The organism is Ignavibacteriales bacterium (assembly GCA_016214905.1).
GTDB lineage: Bacteria > Bacteroidota > Ignavibacteria > UBA10030 > SZUA-254 > PNNN01.
Genome location: JACRMQ010000004.1, coordinates 209,173 through 229,172, shown reverse-complemented (window position 1 = coordinate 229,172; position 20,000 = coordinate 209,173). Strand labels below are relative to the sequence as shown.

The 20,000-nt window shown below is 39.4% G+C and carries 21 protein-coding genes; 14 read left to right on the top strand and 7 right to left on the bottom strand.

Annotation, left to right across the window (positions count from 1 at the left end):
• Position 1 precedes the first annotated feature (1 nt).
• The 6 genes from hslV to glmM all read right to left on the bottom strand — a co-directional run bounded on the left by hslV (position 2) and on the right by glmM (position 5,523).
• A complete protein-coding gene (hslV, locus tag HZB59_02790; GenBank protein ID MBI5020339.1) occupies positions 2 to 538 on the bottom strand; it encodes an ATP-dependent protease subunit HslV in 537 nt (178 codons plus the stop codon).
• Positions 539 to 558: 20 nt separating this feature from the next.
• On the bottom strand, positions 559 to 2,004 hold the full coding sequence (gene rpoN / locus HZB59_02785) for an RNA polymerase factor sigma-54 (protein ID MBI5020338.1): 1,446 nt from the start codon (positions 2,002 to 2,004) through the stop codon (positions 559 to 561).
• Between the two features lie 24 nt (positions 2,005 to 2,028).
• Positions 2,029 to 2,604 (bottom strand): DUF3109 family protein, encoded by a 576-nt coding sequence (locus HZB59_02780; GenBank protein ID MBI5020337.1) that lies wholly within the window; start codon positions 2,602 to 2,604, stop codon positions 2,029 to 2,031.
• Positions 2,605 to 2,686: 82 nt separating this feature from the next.
• Positions 2,687 to 3,808 carry a DNA-protecting protein DprA gene (dprA, locus tag HZB59_02775; protein MBI5020336.1) on the bottom strand — a complete coding sequence of 374 codons (1,122 nt, stop codon included), beginning with the start codon at positions 3,806 to 3,808 and terminating at the stop codon, positions 2,687 to 2,689.
• A gap of 68 nt (positions 3,809 to 3,876) precedes the next feature.
• On the bottom strand, positions 3,877 to 4,149 hold the full coding sequence (locus HZB59_02770; GenBank protein ID MBI5020335.1) for a EutN/CcmL family microcompartment protein: 273 nt from the start codon (positions 4,147 to 4,149) through the stop codon (positions 3,877 to 3,879).
• Between the two features lie 6 nt (positions 4,150 to 4,155).
• The gene (glmM, locus tag HZB59_02765; protein MBI5020334.1) at positions 4,156 to 5,523 is read right to left on the bottom strand and encodes a phosphoglucosamine mutase; all 1,368 of its coding nucleotides are present in this window, start codon (positions 5,521 to 5,523) and stop codon (positions 4,156 to 4,158) included.
• Positions 5,524 to 5,670: 147 nt separating this feature from the next.
• Between glmM and HZB59_02760 the strand changes: the two genes are divergently transcribed.
• The 12 genes from HZB59_02760 (at position 5,671) to HZB59_02705 (ending at position 16,505) form a co-directional block, all read left to right on the top strand.
• The gene (locus tag HZB59_02760; GenBank protein MBI5020333.1) at positions 5,671 to 6,957 is read left to right on the top strand and encodes a hypothetical protein; all 1,287 of its coding nucleotides are present in this window, start codon (positions 5,671 to 5,673) and stop codon (positions 6,955 to 6,957) included.
• Positions 6,958 to 7,106: 149 nt separating this feature from the next.
• The gene (gene amrA / locus HZB59_02755) at positions 7,107 to 7,652 is read left to right on the top strand and encodes an AmmeMemoRadiSam system protein A (protein MBI5020332.1); all 546 of its coding nucleotides are present in this window, start codon (positions 7,107 to 7,109) and stop codon (positions 7,650 to 7,652) included.
• Complete coding sequence (gene amrB / locus HZB59_02750; GenBank protein ID MBI5020331.1) at positions 7,649 to 8,476, top strand: AmmeMemoRadiSam system protein B; 828 nt, start codon at positions 7,649 to 7,651, stop codon at positions 8,474 to 8,476. Before amrA ends, amrB begins: the two co-directional genes overlap by 4 nt.
• Positions 8,477 to 8,485: 9 nt before the next feature.
• Positions 8,486 to 9,421 (top strand): DUF2520 domain-containing protein, encoded by a 936-nt coding sequence (locus tag HZB59_02745; GenBank protein ID MBI5020330.1) that lies wholly within the window; start codon positions 8,486 to 8,488, stop codon positions 9,419 to 9,421.
• Complete coding sequence (locus HZB59_02740) at positions 9,418 to 10,482, top strand: glucose-1-phosphate thymidylyltransferase (protein ID MBI5020329.1); 1,065 nt, start codon at positions 9,418 to 9,420, stop codon at positions 10,480 to 10,482. Before HZB59_02745 ends, HZB59_02740 begins: the two co-directional genes overlap by 4 nt.
• Before the next feature lie 22 nt (positions 10,483 to 10,504).
• On the top strand, positions 10,505 to 11,287 hold the full coding sequence (locus HZB59_02735) for an enoyl-CoA hydratase/isomerase family protein (protein ID MBI5020328.1): 783 nt from the start codon (positions 10,505 to 10,507) through the stop codon (positions 11,285 to 11,287).
• Positions 11,284 to 11,739, top strand: a complete 456-nt coding sequence (locus HZB59_02730; protein MBI5020327.1) for a hypothetical protein — start codon at positions 11,284 to 11,286, stop codon at positions 11,737 to 11,739. Before HZB59_02735 ends, HZB59_02730 begins: the two co-directional genes overlap by 4 nt.
• Positions 11,740 to 11,758: 19 nt before the next feature.
• On the top strand, positions 11,759 to 13,228 hold the full coding sequence (locus HZB59_02725) for a glycine--tRNA ligase (protein ID MBI5020326.1): 1,470 nt from the start codon (positions 11,759 to 11,761) through the stop codon (positions 13,226 to 13,228).
• A gap of 26 nt (positions 13,229 to 13,254) precedes the next feature.
• A complete protein-coding gene (locus tag HZB59_02720) occupies positions 13,255 to 14,190 on the top strand; it encodes a fibronectin type III domain-containing protein (protein MBI5020325.1) in 936 nt (311 codons plus the stop codon).
• Between the two features lie 23 nt (positions 14,191 to 14,213).
• Complete coding sequence (locus tag HZB59_02715) at positions 14,214 to 14,591, top strand: hypothetical protein (protein MBI5020324.1); 378 nt, start codon at positions 14,214 to 14,216, stop codon at positions 14,589 to 14,591.
• A 6-nt stretch (positions 14,592 to 14,597) separates the two neighbouring features.
• A complete protein-coding gene (locus HZB59_02710; GenBank protein MBI5020323.1) occupies positions 14,598 to 15,752 on the top strand; it encodes a hypothetical protein in 1,155 nt (384 codons plus the stop codon).
• Between the two features lie 6 nt (positions 15,753 to 15,758).
• Positions 15,759 to 16,505 carry a ZIP family metal transporter gene (locus HZB59_02705; protein ID MBI5020322.1) on the top strand — a complete coding sequence of 249 codons (747 nt, stop codon included), beginning with the start codon at positions 15,759 to 15,761 and terminating at the stop codon, positions 16,503 to 16,505.
• 10 nt (positions 16,506 to 16,515) lie between these two features.
• Here HZB59_02705 and porQ read toward each other — a convergent pair whose 3' ends face one another.
• On the bottom strand, positions 16,516 to 17,472 hold the full coding sequence (porQ, locus tag HZB59_02700; protein MBI5020321.1) for a type IX secretion system protein PorQ: 957 nt from the start codon (positions 17,470 to 17,472) through the stop codon (positions 16,516 to 16,518).
• 232 nt (positions 17,473 to 17,704) lie between these two features.
• On the opposite strand from porQ, the gene HZB59_02695 reads away from it, so the two are divergent.
• Both HZB59_02695 and HZB59_02690 read left to right on the top strand, forming a co-directional pair.
• On the top strand, positions 17,705 to 18,331 hold the full coding sequence (locus HZB59_02695; GenBank protein MBI5020320.1) for a hypothetical protein: 627 nt from the start codon (positions 17,705 to 17,707) through the stop codon (positions 18,329 to 18,331).
• Complete coding sequence (locus tag HZB59_02690; GenBank protein ID MBI5020319.1) at positions 18,283 to 19,911, top strand: T9SS type A sorting domain-containing protein; 1,629 nt, start codon at positions 18,283 to 18,285, stop codon at positions 19,909 to 19,911. The genes HZB59_02695 and HZB59_02690 overlap by 49 nt, the downstream gene beginning before the upstream one ends.
• Positions 19,912 to 20,000: the final 89 nt, after the last annotated feature.

The following is a 20,000-nucleotide window of genomic DNA, read 5'->3' as shown; positions in this document are numbered from 1 at the left end:
TTTATAATTCTTCTATTGAAATATTCTTATTCGTGTAAATGCAAATATCGGATGCAGCATCTAAAGAAAGCGTTACAATTTCTTTTGCATTCATTGAGGTATGCTTTTTCAGCATACGTGCCGCGGCAAGAGCGTAGGTTCCACCTGAACCAATGGCTACAATACCATCATCAGGTTCGATTATCTCACCTGTACCCGAGATAACCAACGCTTGTTCTTTATTCAGGACTGCGAGAAGCGCTTCAAGCTGGCGAAGATATTTATCTGTGCGCCATAGTTTGGCAAGCTCGACTGCAGCTCTTAAAAGGTTACCGTGATATTGTTGGAGACGGTCTTCGAAACGTTCAAAAAGTGTGAAGGCATCGGCTGCCGCACCTGCAAATCCGGCAAGTACAGTATCGTTGTACAATCGCCGCACCTTCTTTGCGTTCTGCTTCATGACTGTTGAGCCGACGGTTACCTGTCCGTCAGATCCGATTACGGTTTTTCCATTATGCGTTAATCCGATTACAGTTGTAGAATGTATTACTTCAATCATGGGATTGTTAGACCTCCAATCTAAATTTTTCTTCTTAAACGTGCTACAGGAATTTTCATGGCCTCGCGGTATTTAGCAACGGTGCGGCGTGCGATATTCAGTCCTTGCCCGTTCAGCATCTCTGCAATTTTATCATCGCTCAGCGGATTGTTATTATCCTCCGCATCGATTATTATTTTCATTTTGTTTTTAACTTCTTTATTAGACACTTCTTCTCCCGATTGTGTGGTGAGTTTATCACTGAAGAAATGCCTCAACTCGTAAACACCGTATTCAGTTTGCACATATTTACCGTTCACCACGCGGCTGATTGTCGAGATATCCATACTGATGACTTCTGCGATATCTTTGTAAATCATAGGACGGAGATTTTCGCCAGTTTCAAAAAATACCTTTTGCTTTTCTACAATCGTACGCATCACCCTGAGCATCGTATCACGCCTTTGATTGATTGATGCAATGAACCATTTTGCGGCCTCAAAACGTTTTCGGATGAAATCCTTTACGCCGTCTTCCTGACCTTTTTTATTCTTCTTCGACATCAACTCTTTATATCCCTTGTTTATGCGGATGGGAGGAATATTTCTATCGTTCAAAGAAATGATAAAATCACCGTCGTCGCGTTCAACCGTGAAATCGGGAATTACGTAATTTTGCTGTTGAGTTATTCTTCCTTCTCCCGGTTTAGGATTCAGCTTTTGAATCAGTTCTATCACGGGTTTAAGTTGTTCAATCGTGATATTCAGATTCTTAGAGAGTTCTGCGAAATGTTTCATCGTGAAATCCTCGAAGTAATCACGGAGGATTATCATTGCCTTATCTGCCAAATCTGGACTTAATTCGCCGACCTCAAGTTGAACCATCAAACATTCGCGCAGGTTTCTTGCGGCAATACCAGGCGGTTCCATACGCTGAATCAATTTTAAAATATCTTCGGCTCTTTCGGTAGTTATCATCAATCCGTGCGAGAGATTGAGATCCTGGACGATCAATGATAATTCGCGCCTGAGATATCCATCCTCATCGATATTACCGACAATCTCATCTCCTAAAAGTTTCTCTTCATCGTTTATATCGAGAAGAAGAATTTGATCGTGCAGTTTTTGTGCGAGAGTTATTTCGGCGGGTTGAGGAAAATCTTCACGGTCTTCATCGTAATTGCGGGATACGGTGGCTTTATACCCGTCAAGATTATCATTCATAAAATCTTCAAATGTATATCCATCTTCATTGTTCGACGGCTCAGCTTTTTGGATTTCGGCTGCCACTTCTTGAGCATCCTGAACTTTATCTTCTTCTTGCTGCTGGGTAAGCTCATCGACTTCTTCTAAGAGCGGATTCATCTCCAATTCAGCTTGTATCCGTTGTTCAAGAGCGAGAACCGGCAACTGCAGCAATTGCAGATACTGAACCTGCTGCGGTGTGAGCTTCATCTGAAGCGTTTGTCTTTGAGAAAGATGTAACATTTATGATTATATATTTTAATTATTTTATTTCAAACTCTTATTTGATCTTCGTTCGCACTCTTCCAAAAATTCGGCATACCATCTCTCGCCATATTTGCGAACGAGTGCTTCTTTAATGAAATCGTGCAAATAAATATTTTCGCTGATACCTTTTACCCGTGCAGTTGAGCATTCGGCAATCGATTCGTATCTTACCCGTTCTCCATCTGATCTGCCGACGCGGAGCGGAAATAAATGACACGATATCGGTTTCCTGAATTCAACTTTACCTTCAAACCATGCCCGTTCAACCGAGCATTTTGCAATTTCATTTTCATAATAAACGAACACACAATCCTTTCCATCGAGACAAACAGTCGCGTACATCCCCGGCGCACCTTCAACTATTCCTTCCTTCTCGATGAGCGATTTATTTTCTTCACTCAGATAATTTATCGCCGCCGGTAATGCCCTGTGAAGCATTTCAACTTCATCATCAATCAGCGGAGCGCCTCTGCCTCCTGCCATTGTGCAGCAAGCGCCTTTACAATCAGAGAGAGAACACGCGAAACGCTCATACGCAATATCTTCTTCTATCTTTGTTTCGCCTATTTTAAACATTGCAGTATAAAATACAAAAGTTTTTAGAAAGGAAAAAATATTACAAAAAGGTAGGATAGTGTAAAATACATCTTACATCGCATCAAAACCTTATGAACATCTTCCCCGGAAGTTGTTTCACAATTCCTTTGAATTCAAGATTGAGAAGATTCACTAGTACATCGGAAATCGATAATTTAGATTTTTCGGAAAGCTCATCGATATGTGTAGGATTTTCTGATAGAAGGTCATAAATATTTTTTTCACTTGGAGGAATGGGTGTCATCTGTTTCAATTCACGATGAGATGTTGATTTTAGAATCGGCTTTAATCCGACAATTAACTCATTTATCACGTCGTCAATGCATTCGACCAATTTTGCTCTTCCCTCTCTGATCAGCAAATTACATCCTCTGCTTTTTTTTGAGTTTACGTTTCCGGGAAGAGCGAACACCTCACGATTTTGATCGAGCGCGGTATTAGCAGTGATCATTGCGCCACCACCGATGTCTGTTTCAACCACTATCGTGCCAAGTGTCAACCCGCTGATTATTCTGTTTCGTTTAGGGAAATTTACGGCATCGGGTTTTGCACCCATCTCATATTCACTTATCACAGCACCATTTTTTGTTATCTTTTCAAATAAAGTTCGGTTCTCAGGCGGATATATCACATCGATTCCGGAACCAATCACCGATAAAGTCCTGCCACCCGACTTCAGCACGTTTGTGTGAGCAACTGTATCGATTCCACGGGCAAGTCCGCTTACCACTATAATTCCGAGACGGGATAATTCATCGCAAAATCTTTCCGTGATGGAGATTCCATACTCAGATGGATTTCTTGTACCAACAATTGCTATTGAGTATCGATCGGTTTCTTGAAATGTACCTTTATAAAAAATAAACGGCGGCGGATCATATATTTTCTTTAAAAGCTCAGGATATGATTTTTCCCATAGCGAAACAATTTTACCTTCACTTTTATTTAAACGGGAAAGTTGTCTCTCTGAATACTTTTGTGCCTCGTCGTATTGTGAGCTTCTGTAAAAATGAACGATAACGGATGCTAACTTTTTACTGAAGCCATCGCAAACTCCTATCTCACGAACTGAAGCATTTATAATCGATTGAGTGTCTCCGAAGTGCGTAACGAGTGTTCGTATCCTGTTGGCGCCCATCCCGGGAATTTGTGTAAGAACTAAAAGATCTTTTACGGATACCATTACTTCCCCCCTATATTTTTATTTATCCTTTTTCATAATTGTTCGCAATTATAATTCTTAATCTGCTCTTACTCTTTAATCTCCATCCCATCCACAACAGCGACAATCACGGAATGCACCGGTGCTTTTTTATCTTTTAGCACCTGCGCGGCGCCCTGTCCTTCTTGATTCACTAAAACCGTATCACCTACACCCGCATCAACGGAATCGAGAGCAATAAGATCGCGTCCGATCAATTTACCTTCAAGATCAATAGGTTGAACAATAAGCATCTTTTGGTTTTTTAGGTGATCATTTTTTTGTGTTGCGACGAGAGTACCAATAACCTTGCATAGTGTCATAATTATTTATTTCAATTGTTGTTTAAAATCTTCAACTAACTCTTCCGCTTTAGTCATGGTGGGCGCTTCAGCTATTATCCGTATGATAGGTTCTGTGTTCGATTTACGGAGATGAACCCATGAATCAGGGAAATCAATTTTTAAACCGTCATCTGTGTTGATTTTTCCAATATGCTCGTATATCGTTATCAATCGCTCGAATAATTTTGATGTTTTCTTCCCGGCTACACTTATTTTTGATTTTGCAATTGAATACTGTGGCAGAGATTTTTTTAATTCCGATAAACTGCTGCCGTGCTCAACCAACTGTTGCAACATTAATGGAATGCCAACGATAGCATCTCTTCCATAATGGACTTCCGGCAGAATAACACCGCCGCTACCTTCACCACCAACGATTGCTCCGATCTCTTTCATCTTTTTCGCGACGTTAATTTCTCCGACTGCAGTCCGCATTACTGATCCACCGAATAATTTTGTTACATCATCAACCGCACGAGTTGTAGAAAGATTAACAACCACCTTGAGTGGTGAATTATTAGTGGTTATTTGTTTTTGCTTTTCGAGAATGAATTTAACAATCGATGTAATCGTATATTCTTCGCCGATCGGTTCACTGCGCTCATCAATAAAAACGAGTCTGTCGACATCTGGATCGACAACAATTCCAATATCTGCCTTTTCTTTCTTAACGCGGTCACATACAGCAGTCAGATTTTCGGGAATCGGTTCCGGTGTCCTCGTGAATACTCCGCTTACATCGCAATTCATTTCGATAACAACACATCCAAGCTGTTTCAGCATTTTCGGAACAATATCACCACCAGCCGCATTTATACTATCAATTACAATTTTGAATTTTCTGTTTTCGATCTTATTTTTGTCAATGTATTTCAATTTCAATACTTCATCGATGTGCCGCTGAATGAAGGTATCATCATTTTTATGCAATCCAACTTTATTCCACTCAGCATATTTGAAGTCTCCCCTATCAGCGATATCCCACAAATGTTTATTTTCATCTTCATCAAGAAAAAGTCCTGTTGATGAAAAGAACTTTAATCCGTTCCACTCAATAGGATTATGACTTGCAGTGATGGATATACCACCAGCCGCGCCGAGTTTTTCTACCGCAAGCGCAACTGTCGGAGTTGGAACAACACCTAACGCAACCACATTACATCCCATCGAAATCAATGTTGATGAAACAATATTGCCTATAACTTTTCCTGTAATTCTGCCATCGCGACCGATAACGATTGTACCACCGCCACAATATTCAGCGTATGCGGCTGTATACTTAACAATAATTTCGGGAGTAAGTGTATCGCCCACGATGCCGCGAATTCCCGATATGCTTACCATTAAAGACATTGAATTGAGTAGTTGATTAAATGAGTATTTGAGTAAACAATTTTAAATTAATATAGTAGAAATGTAGCAAAGATGGAGATGAGAAGCAAAATTTGGTTTTAACTTCTATATTTATTACAATCAAATAATAACATTTGAGGTGGAAAAATGAGGAAGTTATTTTTTACACTCTTGTCGACTTTAATTACCATCAATCTATGTAATGCGCAAGGTGAAGCAGCAGCCGTTTTTCTTCTGATCTCACCAACAACTGAAGCAAACGGAATGGGTGAAGCATCAATCGCGATCCCAATGAACGATCCACTTGCTGCTTTGCGAAATCCGGCACAACTGGGACTCCAAAGTGCAAATAATTATTTTTCTTATTCAACAAATGCAAGCAACTGGCTTCCGAATTTCAACATATCTGATCTCCGATACCGAACTGATGGTTTTACAGGTGGCGTTAATTTTCAAAATATATTCGGCCAGGGACACAATCTAAGTTTTGGATATGGATATTTTCATACGTTATTAAATTTAGGAGAATTTTCAAGACGTGGTGAAAACAACGAAGATCTAGGCACCTTTTATCTAACTGAATATGCAAATCAATGGACAGTAAGTTCAGCTATCGATTATTATCTAAAACTCTCAATTGGATTTTCATATAAAGCAATAACGACATTACCTATGGTAAGCTATAATTATAACTATTTCGGTGGTAACGTAAAGGCAAAAGATTATGGAATCATACTTGACATTCCCATCATTCGTTTGAGCAACGATCTTTTCGAAACACCTCAACAAATTACACCTGATATTTATTACTCAGCCGGCATTTCTTTGGGAATGGCCTGGCAAAATATCGGAGATCGATTTAAAACTGGTTTGTACTATAGTGATCCATTACCACGTATCGGACGAGTCGGAGTGGGTATAAATATTTGTTTTGATTACCGAAAAGGAAATTACTCTTTTCAATTATTTGGATTCAAATGGACAGTCGAAGCAAGCGACATGCTAATAGACCGCTGGAGAGAAATCAGAGATCAATATGGAAATCTAATCAAACGTGCCGGTTGGTCTTACAGGGGAGGTTTAGGTGATATAAAGTTTTTTGACGAAGTGATATTGGGACATTCAAACTACCGGACAGAAAGAAGAAGAGGTTGGAATTTAACTCTTATGGAAATGATAAATGTTCGTTACGGTAGATTAACCGACAGAATGGGTAACAGACATGTTAGAACAGATGGAATCGGATTTCAATCAAAAGGATTATTTCAAATCATTAAAATTATTGCTCCTGATATCGACAAAAGTCCCATTAATAATTTTATTTTAAATCATCTGGATTTTCGATATGATCAATCTACTTGGAGTACAGCAGAAACTGATCACCCATTAGACAATACTAAATTTGAAGGATTCAGTTTTTCAATTTATAAATAAAGTTAGTGCAAATCTTGTTTCTACACTTCATAGACAGATTTGATCATATCAAACGCTCGTTTGAATCCAATAACATTCCGAGTTTGATTCTTGAATCTCACATATAAATTCCGTAAGTTTCTTTTAAGATATTTCATTTCAACAAACAGATGCTTACAGAAGAAGAAAAAGAAATACTTCTAACAATTGCACGAAACTCCATAGAAGCGGCTGTGAAAAGAATACCTTACTCCCTGCCGCCAATTAAAAACCCTTCACTCATAGAAAAGTGTGGCGCTTTTGTAACATTGCACAGTAATGGAGAATTACGCGGATGTATCGGTTACATAGAAGGGATCATACCACTCTTTGAAACTGTGCAAGAAGTAGCTGTAAAAGCCGCACTTGAAGACCCTCGCTTCGAGCCTGTGACAGTTGATGAACTTGATAATATCGATTTAGAAATTTCGGTTCTCTCTCCTCTTAAGAAAATTAAGGATGTAAATAAAATCGAAGTAGGTAAACATGGGCTTGTAATCAAGCGAGGTTATTCACGGGGACTCCTGCTCCCGCAAGTCGCTGTTGAATATAACTGGGATCGAGAGGCATTCTTAAGTCATACATGTCGCAAAGCAGGAATCGGTGCCGATCAATGGAAAGATCAAGCAACAGAAATATATATTTTTAGTGCAGAAATATTCAGTGAAAAGAAATGAGTAAAAACGTCCGCTTGCCGGCTGTTGCAGGAACATTTTATCCTGCCGACCCTTCGATATTGACACAGGATCTCAATAGTCTGATTGATGATGCTGAAAAAACGGCAGTCCATGGAAAAATAGTTTCTTTAATCGTCCCGCATGCCGGATATATTTATTCCGGTCTCACCGCGGCTCATGCATACAAGCTAATTGAAGGAATAAAATTCCAAACCGTCGTCGTGATCTCTCCGAGTCATAGAGAATATTTTGGTGGCATTTCGATTTTCGACGGAACTCATTACAGAACTCCTCTCGGAGATATACAGATCGATACTCATTTAAGAGAATTACTTGTAACAGGTGATAAGATAATCGAATCATCTCTCCGTGGACACGGAGGAGAACATGCAATCGAGATTCAATTACCGTTTCTGCAATTAGTACAAAAAGATTTTAAGCTGCTTCCAATAGTAATCGGCGATCAAAGTGCCGATAATTGCTATCATCTCGGAAAACGTCTCGGTGAAATCCTCAAAGATAAAAATGTTCTAATCATAGCATCCACCGATTTGTCTCACTTTCATGAATCGAAATCGGCAAGAAAGCTCGACCAGATTGCGATTGATAAGGTTTCGAAATTCGATTATGAAGGATTGATGTACGATTTAGAATTTGAAAAGACAGAAGCTTGCGGCGGTGGACCAATGGTTGCGACGCTGATGGCATCAAAATTCTTAGGAGCCGATTCTGTTAAAATTCTTCACCATTGTAATTCAGGTGACATTACAGGTGAACATGATTCAGTCGTAGGTTACTTTTCTGCGGTGATATTAAAATCATAATATTCATTAATGGCATCAAAGCTTCCCAAAATATCGATTATCGGCACCGGAAATGTTGGCGGTGCTCTTGCTCTTGCTCTCACAGATAAAGGTTACAAAATTGCAAGCATCATAGACTTAAACGGTAGCAGAATTTTAAACATTTCAAAAATTATCAAATGCGAAAAAGTAGGGGTAACGGTTGCCGATGTCGCATTGTCGTCTGATATAATATTTATTACTGTGAACGATAATCATATCGCCAACGTGGTGTCTGATCTTCTGAAGAATAAAAAACTATATCTCAAGAAGATGCTCATCATCCATTGTTCAGGTGCGTATCCTTCGAAGATACTCGAACCGCTGAGAAAAAAAGGAGCATTGATAGGCGCTATGCATCCTATTCAAACATTCCCATCTTCTCAAACTCCAGGAAAATTAAAAACAAAGTTTCGTGGAATATATTTCGGTATCAGCGGAAGTGAAGAATCGCTCAAGTGGATTCAGCAGATTGTTAAAAACCTTGAAGGAAAAGCGCAAGTTATTCCGGATGATTTAAAACCTCTTTATCATGTTGCATCAGTCTTCGCCTCAAATTATGAAATGATTTTATTGAATTCGTTGAGTGAGCTGACAGCAAAGTTACGTCTCTCAATCCCATGGTCGGAGTTATTTGGACAATTGCTCACCGCTTCGATGGAAAATATGATGAAAGATGGAATTGGTAAAGCGCTAACCGGACCAATCGTACGCGGGGATATTGAGACTTTAGACCTTCATCTAAAAACACTCAACGAACATTCACCTCACCTTCTACCCCTCTATACAATCTGCGGAGTCGAAGTCGCAAGGTCAGCAAAAGAGAATAAACGATTAACCGATGAGGATTTTACAGAAATAATTCTTAAATTCAGAAAGTTTATTCAATCAAGTTCAATCAAAAAAATTATAAAGGGAAAAAAGTGAAAGCTCTCATAGCCAGCGGCGGGAAAGGAACCCGTCTTCGCCCGTTAACCCACACCCAGAATAAGCACCTTATCCCGATTGCCAATAAACCGATATTGTACTACGCGATAGAGGCGGCTGTAGATGCAGGTATAAAACAGATCGGTATCATCCATACTGCCGATAGCAGCGAAGTACCAGATGCCATAGGTAACGGAAAACGTTGGGGCGTTAAGATCACCTACATCCCTCAAAAAACTCCCGCAGGTCTTGCTCATGTAGTGAAGATAGCCCAAAAGTTCATCGGCAAAGATAACTTCATTTTTTATCTCGGTGATAATATGGTTGTTGGGGGTGTAAAACGATTCATCGATGAATTTGAGAAAAGTGATTGCAACTGCTGGCTTACTCTCTCAAGAGTGAAAGATCCTGAAAGATTCGGTGTTCCGGTCATCAAAAATAATAAAATTGTAAAAGTTGAAGAAAAACCAGCTAAGCCAAAAAGTCAATTTGCCGTTGCAGGAATATATATTTACGACAGTCATATTTTTGAAGCTGTAAAAAATATTAAACCAAGCGAACGTGGTGAACTTGAAATTTCGGATGCCCATACTTATTTAATTGAAAAAGGATACAAGGTTGGGTACAGTGAAATTACCGGCTGGTGGAAAGATACCGGAAAGCCTGCCGATCTGCTTGAAGCAAATCGGTTGATACTTGATAATATTGAACCGAATTTTAAAGGTGAAGTTGATAAAGTATCATCCGTTCTCGGAAAAGTTATTTTGGATGAAGATTCAAAAGTCATAAACAGCGTTGTAAGAGGACCTGCGATAATCGGTAAAAATACAATAATCGAAAACAGTTACATCGGACCGTTCACATCTATCGGCGATAGAACAACGATTCGCAATGCTGAGGTTGAATACAGTATAGTCCTGAGAGATTGTAAAATTCATAATGTCAAATTACGAATCGAAGGCAGCATCCTTGGCAACGATGTCGAAGTAGTTGACGCGATTGGAAAGCCGCTCGTGCACCGTTTTATGATCGGAGACCAGAGCAGGGTTGAAATTGCGTAGAATTTATTAAACAGGAGATATTATGGACTTTCAAACTATACTTGTTGATATTAAAGATAAAATCGCAACTGTCATCTTCAATCGACCGGACAAATTGAATGCGGTCAACCTTCAAGTAATTGATGAACTCCGACAAGCATTCGAAGCTTTCATCAACGACTCAAATGTCGGCGTGATTGTTTTAACCGGTGCAGGCGAAAAAGCATTTGTTGCCGGATCTGATATAAGTGTGCTTGCAACTTATGACACATCGGCTGCAAAAAAATATTCTGAAGTCGGGAATGCGCTTCTCAGCTACATTCAGAATTTCCCAAAACCTGTTATCGCGGGGATAAATGGATTCGCACTCGGCAGCGGATGTGAAATCGCAATGGCATGTCATATCCGGATTGCTTCCGAGAATGCAAAATTCGGACAGCCTGAGGTAAATTTAGGTTTAATACCTGGTCACGGCGGAACTCAACGTCTCGCGCGCATTGTTGGAATCGGTAAGGCAATGGAACTGACACTTACTGGAAATGTAATTGATGCGGCAGAAGCACTGCGTATCGGACTTGTAAACAAAATTGTCCCATTAGCTGAATTGAAACCAACTGTTGAAGCCATGGCACAAACAATTTTATCTAAAGCTCCCACTGCTGTTGCCCTTGCAATCAAGGCATTGAATTCTAATCTTGAAATGTCGTTAGAAAACGGATTGAAATATGAAGCTGAACTGTTCAGCAAATGCTTTTCAACTGAAGATATGAAAGAAGGAACAAAAGCTTTTATCGAGAAACGCAAACCCAACTTCCCGGGTAGATGAAAATACTTTTTTTCAATATCGTTTTACTGGCTTTTTCATCTTTAGGAATGCAGTTATTATCACAATCATCCGATAATTCCAACGATGAATTCAATTCACTCAAAGATCGTGCATTTAAAATTGATGCCGAAGTTGATTCAATTCTAATACATGCGAAAATCAAACCGGATGCGATAAAGAAGAAGATCATAAATACAACCGATCCTGAAATCAAACGAATTGAACGCCGGATAAATATACAGGAAGATTTTTCTGTAATAGAATTAAATAAATCGCTTAACTTGATGGCGCAGAAATATGGCGGCAGAGCGATCGGCTCAGAAAATACTAAGGAGAAATCAGTAACAATACATATAAAATTGGATAGGTATATTATTGAATCAATTATATTAAAAACCACAAAAGAGATAAAGCCTTTAGTTGTGGATAAGCAAAAGAAAAAGAAGAAATAATTCATATCATTAGGATATTATGGCAAAACAAAATACAGAAGCACAATTAATGGAAAAACTCGTCTCACTCTGCAAGCGAAGAGGATTTATATTTCAATCATCGGAAATTTACGGCGGATTAAACGGCGCGTGGGATTACGGTCCACTTGGTGTAGAGCTTCTGCGCAACATCAAAGATGAATGGTGGAAATCAATGACCTACCGAGATAACGTTGAAGGTCTTGATGCGGCAATCCTGATGCACCCGCGTGTCTGGGAAGCATCCGGTCATGTTGAAAATTTCACAGACCCGATGGTCGATTGCAAACAATGCAAATCGCGTTATCGTCTTGATATCCTTTTCGAAGAAATATCTCTTAAAAAACAGAAAGATGTTTTACGTGAAATTGACCCACAAAAATATCAAGGTCAACAAAAAGATGAATTTATAATCGAAGAATTCAAGAAATTATCAGAAACAACTCCAAGCTCTGTGCTCTCCGCTCTAAGCTGCCCTAATTGTGGCAACAAGGGAACTTTCACAGATGCCCGCAAATTCAACCTGATGTTTAAAACATTTGTTGGACCTGTTGAAGATTCGGGTGCCGTTGTTTACCTCCGCCCCGAAACCGCCCAGGGAATTTTTGTGAATTTTTTAAATGTGCAATCTGCTTCGCGGCAGAAGTTACCATTCGGAATTGCGCAAATCGGTAAAGCGTTTCGTAACGAAATCAACACTAAGAATTTTCTTTTCCGAACCCGTGAGTTCGAGCAGATGGAAATGCAGTTCTTCGTAAAACCCGGAACAGATGACAAATATTTCGAGTACTGGCGGGCTGAAAGGATGCAGTGGTTCATAGATTTAGGAATGAAAAAAGAAAAACTTCAATGGCACCAGCATCCACCGGATAAACTAGCGCATTACGCTAAGGATGCGTACGACATTGAATACCTCTTCCCTTTTGGCTGGGGTGAGATCGAGGGGATTCATAACCGTACAAATTTCGATCTTTCGCGGCATGAGGAATTTTCGGGCAAGACGATGAAATATTTTGATGAAGAAACAAAAGAAAAATTTACCCCCTTCATCATCGAAACATCCGCAGGCGCGAGCAGATCGTTGATGGCTTTTCTTGTAAATGCTTACCAAGAAGAAGAAGCCCCATCAGCAGAGGGACAAATGGAAACACGCGTAGTTTTGAAATTCCACCACAAACTATCTCCGGTTAAAGCTGCAATCTTCCCTCTTGTTAACCGCGATGGAATGCCGGAAATATCGAAGAAGATCGAGGCAGATCTTCGACCGCATCTGAGAGTGTTCTATGACGATAGCGGCGCCGTTGGCAGACGTTATCGCAGACAAGACGAAATTGGAACTCCCTTCTGCGTTACCGTAGATTCGGAAACTTTGCAAAATCAAACCGTAACCGTTCGTGAAAGAGATTCAATGCTGCAAGAACGTGTTGCGATTGATCAGTTACTTAATTATCTTAAAAACAAATTGAGCTAAACATAAATCATATCAAAGGAGCAATTATGAAAACTCATTCATTAATATTGACAACGTTAGTTATAAGCATCATTTTGATCGGTTCCCTGCTGATCACCGGATGCGACAATAACTCTACAAGCACAGAGAAAACAGCGCTATCGCCGGTAACTAATTTAAAAGCATATTCTGCAGGCAATACATCAGTTGGATTAACATGGACTGCCTCATCTTCAGAGAATGTATCTGATTTCGGTGAATATTCAATAGATATCAAAAATCCGGCTGGTGTCATCGTAGCATCGACCAGCGCTTCAAAAGGAGACACAGATTTCGTTGTAATAAGTCTAACTGAAGGTGTAATTTATACATTCGAAATGACCGCTATAGTTATTGAAGGTGCAACAAATTATAAAAACAGCACGCCTGTAACCGTAAAATGGTCACCCGCCCAGCGGTTAAACTCGGATGATATCGGAGTTGATATTAAAGTTTATGAAACATCAAGTTCCAGCAGTTTCGGCAGCGGTTTAATTTTATATCATCCCACTGCTCATAAACCGAAAGTAGTTTCAATTGGAAATCCGGGTGCTGACAGTTCGTATATAGATTTATATTTAAAAACCAGCACTACAACTCCCGGCTCAGTAACATTACAGAGCGCTTCGTTATTTAAATCCGCTTGGCGTTTAACGCGATTTTCAACTGTCAACCGGAATGTAGAAACTTTGGATAATGCTCAACTGGCACCTCCAGACACAAACACCTACAGCTTAACAGCTATCCAATTTGATTCTACAGCAGCCGTTTCAACATCACGGATTTATTATGTAAAAGGTGATAACGGAAATTATGGTCGCATTCTTGTTCAACGTGCTTCCAACGGGACCTTAATCTGGGGTACTACTCCTGAACAATATCTGAATCTCAAAATATCATTCCAAACTGTCGCGTACAATCCATATTCTAAACAAAGTAGATAAATTATTTTTGAAAGGTAAATCTTATGTTGACTAAAATATTTCGTCTCGGAATCTTCTTGGCATTAGCCGTTCTGATTTCTCTCGGTACAGCTTCTGCGCAGAAGAAAGTTACTGTTCATGGTGAAGTTGTTGAGGTAACATCTTTTATAAAGGAAGGATTGAAACCGACAAGTCCTTCTAAAAAAGAAGTCATATTAGAAAATCTAAAAAAGGGCGGGATGTTCGGAATTGTAAATAAAGCAAACGTACTTTATCTGATTGTCCCGAGTGCCAATGATACTGCGTTTGTGAAAAACGTATCCCCTTATCTCGGTGTAAAATCATTCATCAAAGGTACAACCTACATGAGAGCCGGAGTTCGTATTCTGATGCTCGAAGATATCGGTAAATCACTTAAGTAATTCCGAGTGAAAAGATTGGTTTTAGTTGTTTTATTAATCCGGGCATGGCAATTTAATTATTGTCATGCCCAATGGATTGAAGATCCTGTTACCGATATCCATATTCGGAATGGGATTCAATTCGTTTATAATCTTTCATTCGATAGCGCACGCGCTGAATTTTCTTACGTTTCCAAGGCATATCCCGAACATCCTGCCGGTCATTTTTTCCTCGCTATGGTTGATTGGTGGAGGATTGTAATAGATATTGACAATCAATCGCACGATAAGAAATTTATTCAAACTCTTGATCATGTTATCGATTTGTGTGACAAACGATTGGATGAAAATGAAAATGATATAACCGGACTGTTTTTCAAAGGCGGAGCTCTTGGTTTTCAGGGACGTCTTTACGGTAACCGTGAAGATTGGTTGAAAGCCGCTAATTGCGGTCGTGAGGCACTTCCGGTTGTTATGAAAGCCAACGAGATAGCCCCAAATAACAACGATGTACTTCTCGGCATCGGAATATATAATTATTACGCGGCTGTAATCCCTGATATTTATCCGTGGGTGAAACCTCTCATGTTTTTCCTCCCAAAAGGTGATAAAACAAAAGGGATCGGGCAGCTTCACCAAGCATCGATGAATGCACGGTACGCAAATATAGAAGCGACATATTTTTTGGTACAGGTATTCCACAATTTCGAGAAAAGGTATCAGGAAGCGTCTGAAATTGCTATTCAACTGCATAATAAATTTCCTAATAATGTTTTATTTCATAAATATGTCGGCAGATCTTTCGCATCTCTCGGCAATTGGAAGAAAGTAATAGAAATTTATAACGATATTTTATTCAGACATTCGTTGAAGATGCCCGGATACGAATCGAACTCTGAACGTGAAGCGCATTTCTTCGTTGGTACTTCCATGTTGGAAATCTCGAAATTAGACAGCGCGCTCATTCATTTTTATCGTGCCGATGAACTATGCCGCACATTGGATAAAAAGGATAATTCATCTATCATTGTTTTTACGAATCTTCGGATCGGAATGATATACGACTTGCAAGGAAAACGCGAACTCGCAATTATCCAATATCGTAAAGTTCTCGATATGAAAGAATTCAATGATTCACAAAAATTAGCCAGGCAATATATCGATTCACCATATCATAGATAGGAATCAATGTTAGTAACAATTCTTTTCGGATTTATCGCGGCGGCGGCAGAAATATTAGGCGGCTTTCTTATCATAATGAAAAAAGAATGGCCCCGAAAGGTTCAGGAATATCTGATTGCGCTAAGCGCGGGTTTTATTCTTGCTCTCGTTTTATTCGAATTGATTCCTGAAAGTCTAGAGCTCCTTGGCGGTACCGCACCGCTTTATATGATAATCGGGTTCGGTTTACTTCACTTCTTTGAACATACAATCGTCGGGCATTTTCATTTTGGCGAAGAAACTCATCATGATGTTATGGTTTCGCCTGTCGCAAGTTTATCGGCATTTGCAGGATTGTTTATTCATGCTTTCTTTGATGGATTATCGATATCGGCAGGTATGGAATTTAACTTCGCAATCGGACTGCTTATTTTTATCGCGGTACTTTTGCATAAAATTCCTGAAGGATTAACCATTGCGTCAATAATGTTGGCGGCTAAGCAACCTAAGAAAAACGCTATGATTGCCTCAATCGCAATCGGTGTTGCTACGATGCTTGGAATATTTACTGTCTATTTTCTCGAAAGTGTCGATGCTAAGTCTGTTGGAATTGCCTTCGCGCTTTCTGCCGGTGCGGCGCTGTATGTTGGCGCGAGCGACTTGATTCCCGAAATTAATCGTTCCGATAATCGTGTTACCCCGATTATAGTTTTCGGTGGAATGTTGTTGTTTTATCTGAGTAAGCAGATACTCGAAAATATACTCCTCCACTAATCATTTTATTTTATTCGAAACGAAAACCGATGTTGATACGGTGAATTGCGCCAATCATACCGAGCGATGTAAATCCATAATCGATATTATACATATCGTTAAAAAATCCACCGCCGATTGAAAATCCTGCCATACCTGCGGTTTGTCCGAGTTCCAATTCCTGACGTCTCTCGTTGTTATATCCAACTCTCAATTGAAAATTGGGGCTCGCAAGAAATTCAACACCAACGGAAAATTGTTTGAAATGATTTATAAATTTCTTTTCCGATTCTGTAAGTTTGTGAAAATCGATAAAAACAATAGCCGGCAGATGCTCGGGATAAACAGCTGCACCGATTGCAACATCGACAGGTAATTTCTCCCTAGTATTCATATATGGATCCAGTTGTGTTCCCAGATTCATAACACTTGCACCAACATGTAATCTTCCCGGAATTGCAGAATAACTTAAACCAAAATCGAGTGCAGCGCCTGAAGAATTAACTTCGGCAATCGATGAATATACGAACTTCGCGTTTGCCCCATAACTTAGATTATCCAGCAATTTATCGCCGTAACCAAGAACAAAAGCAAATTCTCCCGCACTGAATGTACCGAGGTCTTGTCCTTCTTCACCGGTTCTCTTGAAATCTCCGTAGTTTATATATTTTACTCCCGCGCCAATCATACCGATATCTTTCAATTCCATACCGTAACTTAAAATACCGGCGTTGATATCGAGAAGATGTTTCATAAATCCAACCGATAATTTGGTTGATGAGAGAGTTGTAATTCCGGCAGGATTATAAAATATTGTATTTGGGTCGTCGGTTGCCATCAAAAAACTTCCACCAAGAGCCGCTACCCGTGCACTGGGTTCGTTCCTTAAAAATTCATAAACCGTATTCCCCTGCCCGAAAGCAGCCACTGATGTAAAAACCAGCAAAATTAAAATGTGAAAGATTTGCTTAAAGTTTGACCTATTCATTTTCTTCAAATTAGATTGTTTATTGGATTCAATCTAACAAATTGTTCGATTAGATTCAAGCTGAAGATTATTTATAAATCAGGGATTTCCCAATTGATTTTTAATATAATTGTTCCTAACTTATTCAATGAATCAGGCGGGTGATTAACTTTTCGAATAATGGCATTCAGATGGAAGGGATCACCGGTTGTTAATATTTTTTATAATCTAATAATTAAAAAGAGGGGTTGGTATGCGGATATTTTTATTAGTAATTATAGTTTGTAGTCAGATCACTTTTGGGCAGGTGAAATATCTAGTCTCACCTAACAATGAAGTAATTCCACTCAAACCGAGTGAACGGGCTGTTAATTATATCAATTCAAAAAGTGGAGTTAGATTGCAATCGAGTTGTAAGGTTGATTTTATTTTCGGCTACTCACCCGATGTATATCAACCTACCTCATATTTTGGAGGAAACCACAAAGATGTATTCGGTCAATGGTTTGTTGCTCCTGCGGATGGAACCATTGACACACTTTTTTGGTCAATGAGTGAAGTTAATAATTACGATTCAACTGTCTCTATAAGAATTTTTAAATCGAATATATTTCGGGGACAAGGTCCCGGCTTTTCACCATATCCCCCGCCCTGTTTGAATTGGGGATATTATCTCGATACAAATGATTTGGATAATGGCATTACGCCATTCCGCGATAAGGCAACCGACACAAACTGGATATCAACCGCACCGATAGATACAGCAACATTTGATCCACTTGGAGACGAGATTTGGGGGAACGGCGGATATCAATTTAAATTGAATCCGTCATGGATAAACGCGTTCCCCTTGATACACTTGGACATGGGATTGATGTAAAAAAAGGTGATGCATTTTTTATTACTATGGATATAACCTCACCTAATTATCATGTGACAGATTTCGCTACGAGGATGCGAGCATGGGGTTCAGATGGTCCAATCAGCACAACAGATGAGAACTATCCGTCTCGTGTTTGGAAATTTTACGAGCATGATAGCGGTCCATCAAATTGCGCAGGCGTTCCAACAGCTTTAGTGAAACGCGGTTGGGTCGCACGAGGTCCTTTTGAGGATGACACTCTTTATACTTCTGCATACAATTGGTGGTATTCGATGAGGGTAAGAACTAATATACCACCTGTAATTCCTTATTATTCTTGGGAAGGTGGTATCACCGATAGTGAATCACTACAAATAAATTTTCTCAAACTCTGTTCACTTGATGATTCTGACAAAATAGGAAGTTATTGGGTTTATTATCAACGAGATCAAAAACTATTCGATTCGATAAAGGCAACAATAAATAGCGACAGCATTCTTCAAGTAATAATTCCACCATTTCCTTCCGGTTCTGTTGTACAATGGTATTATAAGTATTTTGGACTTGACAGCATTATCGGTATTTCGAATACAGTTCGTTTCGTAGTCGTTGGTTTAAAACAAAATGGTTACTCGCTTGATACCACAGCAGTATATGATTGGGTTGAAGCAGATACCACATTTGTACGATTGACACAATTCTTCCAGCGTCCACCAAACACAAATTCTTATTTAGATCCGTTAGATGATGGCACAAGCGGGCCAGTTGATATTGGATTTCCTTTTACTTTCTTTGGAGAACAGTTACAATATGCCTGGGTTGGCGTCGATGGTGCCATTTCTCTTACAGCATCGTTAATAGATACTCAACATATAAATTTAAACGGTTATACTGGAAACTGGGATATTCCTGGTTCTCAGAGACAACCTACAGGTCTACCAGGTAATTTTATTGTACCATATTACAGAGATTTTCAACTGGATAAAATAATGGGTGATCCACCTCTTCTTTATTCGATGATCAGATATAAAACGGAGCCTGAAATTTTCACGATAGAGTGGAATTTCAATTCATCTACATGGTATTCAAATAATAATGGAATATTCCGGTTAATACTTGATAAAAGTGATTCGTCGATATCATTCGTTTACAAAACTGTCGACTCGATCGGAACAAATCGACCAATTTTAGTCGGCTTTGAAAAAGATTCACTCTCATGGTTCCATGTTTGCCGGTATGGTTTGCCGATTCCATACACACCACGCCCCCAAACTGTCTTTAAATTTTCACCATCAACGATTGTAGCTGTCAAAGATAAATCATTCGAATTGCCATCTACATTCGCAATTGAGCAAAACTACCCCAATCCTTTCAACCTCGTAACTGAGATTCGATACCAGATATCCAGTAGGAGTCATGTAAAGTTGGTTATATACGATGTGCTCGGACGTGAAGTGGCAACAGTTGTTGATGAGATGCAAGATGCAGGGTTCAAATCGGTAAGTTGGGATGCTTCTAAAACACCGAGTGGAGTCTATTTTTATAAATTAAACGCCGATAGATATGTGGCAACAAAGAAGATGGTTCTTACCCGATAAACAAGGAAGAGCCATTCTTTTTAAAATACAGCGTAAATTAAGATATTTTAGACATATTTTAACAAATGCTCCTGCTCCCAACGGGAGCA